9 protein-coding genes are annotated in these 8,650 nt (G+C 68.6%); 1 reads left to right on the top strand and 8 read right to left on the bottom strand.

The window, feature by feature from the left end; all coding sequences use genetic code 11:
• Positions 1–302 (top strand): integrase core domain-containing protein (locus AC1DY7_RS11515; RefSeq protein ID WP_477493797.1); only part of this gene is annotated, 302 nt, incomplete at its 5' end.
• On the opposite strand, the gene AC1DY7_RS11510 is transcribed toward AC1DY7_RS11515, so the two are convergent.
• The 8 genes from AC1DY7_RS11510 to AC1DY7_RS11475 all read right to left on the bottom strand — a co-directional run bounded on the left by AC1DY7_RS11510 (position 299) and on the right by AC1DY7_RS11475 (position 8,615).
• Positions 299–1,054, bottom strand: coding sequence for a YebC/PmpR family DNA-binding transcriptional regulator (locus AC1DY7_RS11510; RefSeq protein WP_477493796.1), 756 nt, complete (start codon positions 1,052–1,054; stop codon positions 299–301). The two genes, AC1DY7_RS11515 and AC1DY7_RS11510, sit on opposite strands and share 4 nt — an antisense overlap.
• Before the next feature lie 87 nt (positions 1,055–1,141).
• Complete coding sequence (locus AC1DY7_RS11505) at positions 1,142–3,046, bottom strand: glycosyltransferase family 39 protein (RefSeq protein ID WP_477493795.1); 1,905 nt, start codon at positions 3,044–3,046, stop codon at positions 1,142–1,144.
• Positions 3,047–3,139: 93 nt separating this feature from the next.
• Positions 3,140–3,724 carry a pyridoxal 5'-phosphate synthase glutaminase subunit PdxT gene (pdxT, locus tag AC1DY7_RS11500; RefSeq protein WP_477493794.1) on the bottom strand — a complete coding sequence of 195 codons (585 nt, stop codon included), beginning with the start codon at positions 3,722–3,724 and terminating at the stop codon, positions 3,140–3,142.
• Positions 3,721–4,566 (bottom strand): acyl-CoA thioesterase II, encoded by an 846-nt coding sequence (gene tesB / locus AC1DY7_RS11495; protein ID WP_477493793.1) that lies wholly within the window; start codon positions 4,564–4,566, stop codon positions 3,721–3,723. The genes pdxT and tesB overlap by 4 nt, the downstream gene beginning before the upstream one ends.
• Before the next feature lie 9 nt (positions 4,567–4,575).
• The gene (gene pdxS / locus AC1DY7_RS11490) at positions 4,576–5,481 is read right to left on the bottom strand and encodes a pyridoxal 5'-phosphate synthase lyase subunit PdxS (RefSeq protein WP_477493792.1); all 906 of its coding nucleotides are present in this window, start codon (positions 5,479–5,481) and stop codon (positions 4,576–4,578) included.
• Between the two features lie 67 nt (positions 5,482–5,548).
• On the bottom strand, positions 5,549–6,583 hold the full coding sequence (locus tag AC1DY7_RS11485) for an NUDIX hydrolase (protein WP_477493791.1): 1,035 nt from the start codon (positions 6,581–6,583) through the stop codon (positions 5,549–5,551).
• The gene (locus AC1DY7_RS11480; protein WP_477493790.1) at positions 6,580–7,704 is read right to left on the bottom strand and encodes a glycosyltransferase family 4 protein; all 1,125 of its coding nucleotides are present in this window, start codon (positions 7,702–7,704) and stop codon (positions 6,580–6,582) included. Before AC1DY7_RS11480 ends, AC1DY7_RS11485 begins: the two co-directional genes overlap by 4 nt.
• Positions 7,704–8,615: a phosphatidylinositol mannoside acyltransferase gene (locus AC1DY7_RS11475; RefSeq protein ID WP_477493820.1), complete on the bottom strand. Its 912-nt coding sequence runs from the start codon at positions 8,613–8,615 to the stop codon at positions 7,704–7,706. Before AC1DY7_RS11475 ends, AC1DY7_RS11480 begins: the two co-directional genes overlap by 1 nt.
• Positions 8,616–8,650: the final 35 nt, after the last annotated feature.

The raw sequence follows: 8,650 nt of genomic DNA, 5'->3' as shown, positions 1-8,650 counted from the left end.
GAGTGTTGTCTGACAACGGATCGGCTTACCGGTCCTACGCCTGGCGCGACGCCTGCTGCGAGCTGGGCATCACCCCGAAACGCACGCGACCCTACCGGCCGCAGACCAACGGCAAGATCGAGCGCTTTCACCGCACCCTGGGCGACGGCTGGGCCTACGCCCGGTTCTATGAATCAACCAGCCAACGCGACACAGCACTGCCCGAGTGGCTGCACTTCTACAATCACCACCGAGCCCACTCCGCCCTCGGAGGTCAACCGCCGGTCACCCGACTGACCAACCTCCCTGGACATCACAGCTAGTCCTCGTCGAGCGCGGCGGCGACGTCCTCGGGGATGTCCACGTTGGTGTACACCTCTTGCACGTCATCGCTGTCTTCCAGCGCGTCGACGAGTTTGAGCACCTTGCGGGCCGCTTCGAGGTCCACCTGCACACTCACCGACGGCTGGAAGCCGGACTCGGCCGAGTCGTAGTCGATCCCGGCGTCCTGCAGGGCGGTGCGCACCGCGACCAGGTCGGTGGGCTCGGAGATGATCTCGAAGCTCTCACCCAGGTCGTTGATGTCCTCGGCCCCGGCTTCCAGGACCGCGGCCAGCACGTCGTCCTCGGTCAGCCCGTTCTTCTCCAGGGTCACCACGCCCTTGCGGGTGAACAGGTAGGACACCGATCCGGGATCGGCCATGTTGCCGCCGTTGCGGGTCATCGCGACCCGGACCTCACCGGCGGCGCGGTTCTTGTTGTCGGTCAGACATTCGACCAGGACAGCCACACCATTGGGGCCGTAGCCCTCGTAGGTAATGGTCTGCCAGTCGGCGCCGCCGGCCTCTTCACCTGCGCCGCGCTTGCGCGCCCGCTCGATGTTGTCGTTGGGCACCGAGGTCTTCTTGGCCTTCTGGATGGCGTCGTAGAGGGTCGGGTTGCCACCCGGGTCGCCGCCGCCGGKGCGCGCGGCGACCTCGATGTTCTTGATCAACTTGGCGAAGTTCTTGCCGCGGCGGGCGTCGACGATCGCCTTCTTGTGCTTCGTGGTGGCCCACTTGGAATGGCCGCTCATGCAGGTACGCCCTCTTTCTGCTCCAACTCTGGCTGTCCACTCTACGTGGCGAGGTCACCGGCGATAAGCGCTGCTGCTTCAGGTCGTCTAATCGGCCTTCGGCTTGCTCAGGTCGTACACCGTGTTCGTGCCGACCTTGACGGGCGTGAAGGTGGCCTTGACCCAATCCGAGATGTCGGTGTGCACGTTACGGCCGAAACCGCCGTGGCCGTTGGAGTCCGGCAGGATGTAGTAGCCGACCTGGCGGCCGGCGACGTCGTCCTTGAATTGGCTCAAGGTGGGCACCGGGTCACTTCCGGTGAACCCGCCGATAGCCATGACCGCTGTGCCGGTGGACAATTCGAGCGACGACGCCGCCGAGGACCGGTTGATCGCCGCCGACCACGGTGTGCCGGCGTTCTTCAACAGGGCATCGAGTTGGGCGTCGTCCTTGTCCTGGCCCCAGCCGCCATGCCGGTCGTCGGCCTGCGCCGGGCCCACCGACGGACCTCCACCGCTGTGCGGTTGGCCGACGGTGGCCAGCGAGTACGCCGCCGAACCCGCGAGGCCGGCCAGCACGCCGACCGCCACGGCGGCCGGCGCGACCCAGCGGCGCTGATGCGTTGCCAGCGACCACAGCAGCGTGGCCGTCGCGAGCACGGTCACCGCCAGGATCACCCAGCGCAGCGGCGGCAGCCAACTCGCGTTGCGGCCCAGGATCCACCAGCTCCAGCCGCCGGTGGCCAGCAGCAGACCCGCCAGACCGATTCGGCCGAACCAGCTCTCCCGCCGCTGCCACATCTCGTGCAGGCCGATGGCGAACATCGCCGCCACCGCCGGAGCGAGCGACATGCAGTAATAGGGATGCACGTTGGTCTTCATGAAGCTCAGTACCAGGCCGTCGATCAGCAGCCAGCCGCCGAACAGGATGGTGGCGGCCCGCMCCAGATCGGTGCGGGGCSCGCGCCCGCGCGAGATCAGCACCAGCACCGTCGCGAGCAGCGCGGCGACCAGCAGCCAGCCGATCTCGTAACCGAACTCGCCGGTGAACAGCCGCGGCAGGCCCTGCTGCTGGTCGCCCCAGCCCCCCGTGCCGCGGTGTGGCTGGGCGACGGCCTGCCCGGCCGACGCGCCGATCTGTGCCCCGTGCTGAAATCCGTAGTTGTTGTGGCCGAGCACCCGGCCGAATCCGTTGTAGCCCAACACCAGGTTCATGAAGTTGTCGTCGGTGGAACCCGCCAGATACGGCCGTGAGGACGCGGGCCAGATGAGGGTCAGCAGCACGTACCATCCGGACGCCGCGAGGAACGCCGCGAGACTGCCCACCAGGTGCAGCAGCCGGGTCCGCAGCACGACCGGCGCGGCGATCAGATACACCAGTCCGACCGCGGGCATCGACATGAGCCCTTCGAGCATCTTGGCCAGGAAGGCGAACCCCAGCGCCACCCCGGCCAGTGCCATCCAGCGGGCGCCGTGGTCTCCCAGCGCGCGGACGGCGCAGTACGCGGCGGCCGTCATCAGCAGCACCATCGCCGCGTCGGGATTGTTGAACCGGAACATCAACGCCGCCACCGGCGTCAGGGCCAGCGCGGCGCCGGCGAGCAGCGCGGCGCGCGGCCCGCTGATCCGGCGCACGGCGGCGTAGAGCAGCCAGACCGAGCCGACGGCCATCAGCGACTCGGGCACCAGCATGCTGGCACTGCTGAATCCGAAGATCTGACCGGACAGGCCCATCACCCACTGCGACACCGGCGGCTTGTCCACGGTGATGAAGTTGTGCGGATCAAGTGACCCGAACAGCAGCGCCTCCCAGTTCACGGACCCGGCCTGGGCCGCCGCGGCGTAGAACTGGTTGCCCATCCCGTTGACGGTGATGTTCCACAGGTAGAGCACCGCGGTGCCGAGCAACAGCAGCGGCAGCGCCCAGCGCTGCCGGCTGGCCGTCGGCGCGGGGACGTCGGAGACGGCTTGGGCGGTATCGGGTGTCGCGGTCTCGTATGGCGCTGTTGTCACACTGCCATTGAGGACTTGTTACATGTGAACAAGCTGTGCGCGGCACCTACCGTCGCTGTGACAGCAAACTCCATGCCGGCGTTGGCCGAACGTTCACCGCAACGAGTCGACGAAAAGCTTGTGCACCCGGCGATCACCGGTCACTTCGGGGTGGAACGCCGTGGCCAGCATGCGGCCCTGTCGCACCGCGACGGGATGTCCACCGGCGCGCGCCAACACCTCGACGCCGGCGCCGACCCTTTCCACCCACGGCGCGCGGATGAACACCGCGTGCACCTCGGTGTCCAGACCCACGAATTCGACGTTTTCTTCGAAAGAGTCGACCTGTCGCCCGAAAGCGTTGCGCCGCACCGTCATATCGATACCGCGCAGGGGTTCGGCCTTGCGCCCGTCGGCCCCGGCGTCCAGGATCTCGGTGGCCAGCAGGATCATTCCCGCACACGAACCGTAGGCAGGCATCCCGTCGGCCAACCGCGCGCGCAACGGCTCCAGCAATTCGAACTCGCGCAGCAGATGGCTGATCGCCGTCGATTCACCGCCCGGGATCACCAGGGCGTCCACGGCTTCCAGTTCGGGCAGTCGGCGGACCGTCAGCGCTTCGGCGCCGGCTTCGCGCAGCGCCGCCAGGTGCTCGCGGGTATCACCCTGCAGGGCGAGCACCCCCACCCGCACCGTCACTTGGCGGGCGGGGTGAAGTCCCGCTGGTAGCGGGTCAGCCCCTCCTGCATGACGGACGCGACCATCTCGCCGTACTGGTTGAACAGCTTGCCCTGGGTCAGGGCCCGGCCACCGCACGCCGACGGCGAGGACTGGTCGTACAGCAGCCATTCATCGGCCCGGAACGGGCGCATGAACCACATCGCGTGATCCAGCGACGCGATGTTCAGATGCTTGCGCTCGTCGGGGTGATTCACCTGTGCCGAACCGAGCAGCGTGAGATCGCTGAGGTAGGCCAGCGCGCAGATGTGCAACACCGAGTCGTCCGGCAGCGGATCGCGGTGCCGGAACCACACCTGCTGTTGGGAAGCCTTGCCGGGCACCTTCTGCACCCGGTCGCGCGGCACGATCCGGACGTCCCATTCGTCGAACTGTGCGAACCCGGCGTCGTCGAACGCGCCCCCGGACCGGAAGCCCGGCAGATCGTCGGGACCGGGCGCGGCCGGCATCTCGTCCTGATGTTCGATCCCGCTCTGGTCGGCCTGGAACGACGCCGACATGCTGAAGATCGTCTGGCCGTGCTGGATGGCACTCACCCGGCGGGTGCAGAACGACCCGCCGTCGCGCAGCCGCTCCACCAGATACACCGAGGGTGCCCGGGCGTCACCGGGGCGCAGGAAGTACCCGTGCAGCGAATGCACCTGGAATGCCGGATCGACGGTGCGGACGGCGGATACCAGTGACTGGCCGGCGACGTGCCCCCCGAACGTGCGCTGCAGGAAGCCCGACTCCGGACTGAACACCCCACCGCGATAGATGTTGACCTCGAGCTGTTCCAGGTCGAGGATCTCTTCGATCGCCACAGGTGGTTTTTACCAGCCGCGTTCGGCGAGCCGGTGCGGCACCGGGATGTCGTCGACGTTGATGCCGACCATCGCCTCACCGAGGCCGCGAGACACCTTGGCCAGCACATCGGGATCGTCGTAGAAGGTGGTGGCCTTCACGATCGCGGCACCACGCTCGGCCGGGTTACCGGACTTGAAGATCCCCGACCCCACGAACACACCCTCGGCACCGAGCTGCATCATCATCGCCGCGTCCGCCGGGGTCGCGATACCGCCGGCGGTGAACATCGTCACCGGCAACTTGCCGGCCCGCGCCACCTCGACCACCAGATCGTAGGGCGCCTGCAATTCCTTTGCCGCGACGAACAACTCATCCTCCGAGAGCGAGGTCAGCCGACGGATCTCGCCACCGATGGTCCGCATGTGGGTGGTGGCGTTGGAGACATCCCCGGTGCCGGCCTCACCCTTGGAGCGGATCATCGCCGCGCCTTCGCTGATCCGGCGCAGCGCCTCACCCAGATTGGTGGCACCGCACACGAACGGCACGGTGAACTTCCACTTGTCGATGTGGTTGGCGTAGTCGGCAGGAGTCAGCACCTCGGACTCGTCGATGTAATCCACCCCGAGGGCCTGCAGGATCTGCGCCTCGACGAAGTGCCCGATCCGGGCCTTGGCCATCACCGGGATGGTGACCGCGTCGATGATGCCCTCGATCATGTCGGGGTCACTCATCCGCGACACCCCGCCCTGGGCGCGGATATCGGCAGGAACCCGCTCCAAGGCCATCACCGCGACCGCACCGGCCGCCTCCGCGATCCGGGCTTGCTCCGGGGTGACCACGTCCATGATGACGCCGCCCTTGAGCATCTCGGCCATGCCGCGCTTCACCCGGGCGGTGCCGGTCTGGTTACCGTTATTGATTGCGGTATCCATAACTATCTCCTCCACTCAGCTACTGATCCAGTCTAAAGGTGGCGCCAAATCAATTGGATCCGCAGCCTCAACGAATCTGCTGAGGCTGCGTACCCGGTCCCTCGCCGCGCACATCGGCGAGCTCACCGGCGTGTGCCAGAAGTTCGCCGAGCTGCAGCGGATAGACGGACTCCCCCTTGGCGACCAGCTCGGCGATCATTGTCTCATCGCACCAAAGGTGGCCGTGAATGTAGCGGCGCTCCAGCGGCGTGCGACCGGTCGCGGCCGGTTCGAATCGGCGGGTGCGGTGCAGGAAGTACAGCTCCTCGCTGCGCACCACCGACCCGTTGAAGTCGATGATGGCGTCGCGGCGCCAGACCGGGCCCACCAGCTCGCCGGCGGTCACCTGCAATCCGGTCTCCTCGGCGAGCTCACGCGCCGCGGTCTGGGCGAGTTCCTCGCCCGCCTCGACAGCACCGCCGATGGTGAACCACCAGAGCCGCGCCTCCTCGCCCGCGCGGGCCGGGTCGGATCCCTGGAACAGCAACACCCGACCGTCCTCGTCGAGCAGCACGACCCGCGCGGAGATCCGCCGGCTGACCAGCCCGGCATCGCGGGCCGCCGGTCCGGCGCGTTCGGCGATCTCGAAATAGGTCGGCAGCGCCGCTGTTCCGCCCAGGTGCAGCAACCGCACCATGGGGCGTTCGCGCAGGGTCAGGATGTCGCGGACGGCGTCGTTGTGGAACCGGCGGGCCAGCAGCACCCGCGCCTCGGCATCGGCCAGTTCGGCGACCAGCGCCACCGGCAGCGCCGACGGCGCGACGGCCTCCAGCGCCGCCGACAGTTCGTTCTCGGCGGCCTCGCGGCCGGTGCGCGGGGCCCGTTCGGCGGCGTCGGCCAACGCGGCCAGCCGCTGACCTCTGGGCGCCCGCCCGAAGGCATCGACCGCGACTGCCCGGGCCACCACCGCGCGGCGGGCCAGAGTGGCGTCCAGTGCCTGCCAGGACAGGTCATAACGCACGTGCAGGCGGTCCAGCCGGTTGGCGGTCAGGTAGGCCCACGACCCCGTGAGCAGGACGGCGGCACCGAGCACGACGGCCAGCACGATCAGCAGGATGGTCACGTGCCCACCTGAACCTTGACCCCCGAAATGGCGACGGTCTCGTACACCCGCATGATGTCGGCCGCCACCACCGACCAGTCGTAGCGCTGCACCGCGGCGGTGGCCGCCTCGATGTAGCGGCGGCGCAGCGCGTCGTCGCCGAGCACCGCGACGAGTGCGTCCCCCAGCGCGTCGGCGTCATCGAGGGGCACCAGTCGCCCGGCCGTGCCGTTGTCGAGTACGCGACGGAACGCATCCAGGTCGCTGGCGACCACCGCCGTTCCGGCGGCCATCGCCTCCACCAGCACGATGCCGAAACTCTCGCCGCCGGTGTTGGGCGCGCAGTACACGTCGGCGCTGCGCAGTGCCGACGCCTTGGTGGCATCGTCGACCTGACCCAGGAATCGCAGGTGCGAAGCCAGCGCTCCAGCCTCGCCCGCCAGTTCCTCGTCGTCCCCGCGGCCCACCACCAGCACCTCCACGTCGGGGAAGGCACCGACCAGCCGGGGCAGCGCAGCCAACAGCACTTCCATGCCCTTGCGCGGCTCGTCGAAGCGGCCGAGGAACAGCACGCATTTGCCTGCCCGCGGGTAACCCGGCAGCGGCGCCGCACTCGCGAACGCCGAAATCGTGACGCCGTTGGGGATTTCGACGGCGTCGGAACCGAGCGCCTCCATCTGCCAGCGGCGCGCCAGATCCGACACCGCGATGCGGCCGACGATCTTCTCGTGCCAGGGCCGCAGGAGGCCTTGAAACACGCTGAGCGTCAACGACTTCGTGGTCGAGGTGTGGAAAGTCGCGACGATAGGTCCCTCGGCGACCATCAGCGCCAGCATCGACAGGCTGGGCGCGTTGGGCTCATGCAGATGCAGGACGTCGAATTCGCCTTGGCTGAGCCACTTCTTGACGGTGCGGTGGCTGGCCGGCCCGAAGCGGAGCCGGGCGATGGAGCCGTTGTACGGGATGGGCACGGCCTTGCCGCCCGACACCACATAGTCCGGCACCTCGACGTGTGGGCTCGACGGGGCCAGCACGCTCACGTGATGTCCCTGCGCGCGGTACACCTCGGCAAGTTGCAGGACATGGACCTGTACCCCGCCAGGCACATCGAAGGAGTACGGGCACACCATCCCGATGCGCATCAGCGCTCCGGCTCTCCCCCGCCGAGCCGCGCGCGACGCTCGGCGGAGAGGTCGGCCAGCCACTGCGGCTGCAGCATGTGCCAGTCGGCGGGGTGGGTGGCGATGTCCGCGCTGAACTGGTCGGCCAGCGCCTGGGTGATGACCTGCACGTCACCGGATGACGTGTCCAGGGCGGGATGGATGCGAATGGCCGCGCCGTCACCTTCGTACCAGCAGTAGGTGGGCAGCAGCGCCGCGCCGGTCTCAAGCGCCAGCCGCGCCGGACCACCGGGCAGCCGAGTGGCCTCCCCGAAGAGGTCGACCTGCACGCCTGCGCGGGTCAGGTCGCGGTCGGACATCAGGCACACCAGGCCATTGCCGCGCAGCCGCTCGGCCAGCACCTCCGACGGCGGACGCGCTCCCCCCGTCAACGGCAGCACCTCGAAACCGAGGCTCTCGCGATAGTCGACGAACCGCTGGTACAGCGATTCCGGTTTGAGCCGTTCGGCCACGGTGGCGAATTTGCCGTGCGTGTTGGTGAGCCACACCCCGGCCATGTCCCAGTTACCGCTGTGCGGCAGCGCCAGGATCGCGCCGCGGCCGGCGGCCAGCGCGGCGACGACGTTCTCCTCGCCGAAAGCCAGTTCCCGCAGCCGGGTGGCGAGCTTGGTGTGGTCCATCGACGGCAGCCGGAACGCCTCGCGCCAGTACCGGGCATAGGAGGCCAGCGAGGCGCGGACCAGGCTGCCCGGCACCTGCGCAGGCGCGACGCCGAGGATCCTCGACAGGTTCTTGCGCAGCTGCTCGGGTCCGCCGCCGCGTGCGGCGTACAGCGCTCCGGCGTCGAACATGTTGCGCGCGGCGAACTCCGGCATCGCCCGCACCAGGCGCCAGCCCGCCGCGTAGCCCAGGTCGGTCAGCTCGCCGCCCATGGGCACCCGCAACCCACGGACCTTCGGCAATCCCG

The organism is Mycobacterium sp. P2_H7, assembly GCF_056403275.1.
Note: the sequence above shows the minus strand (reverse complement) of the source record. Positions and strands in the feature narration are given on the sequence as shown.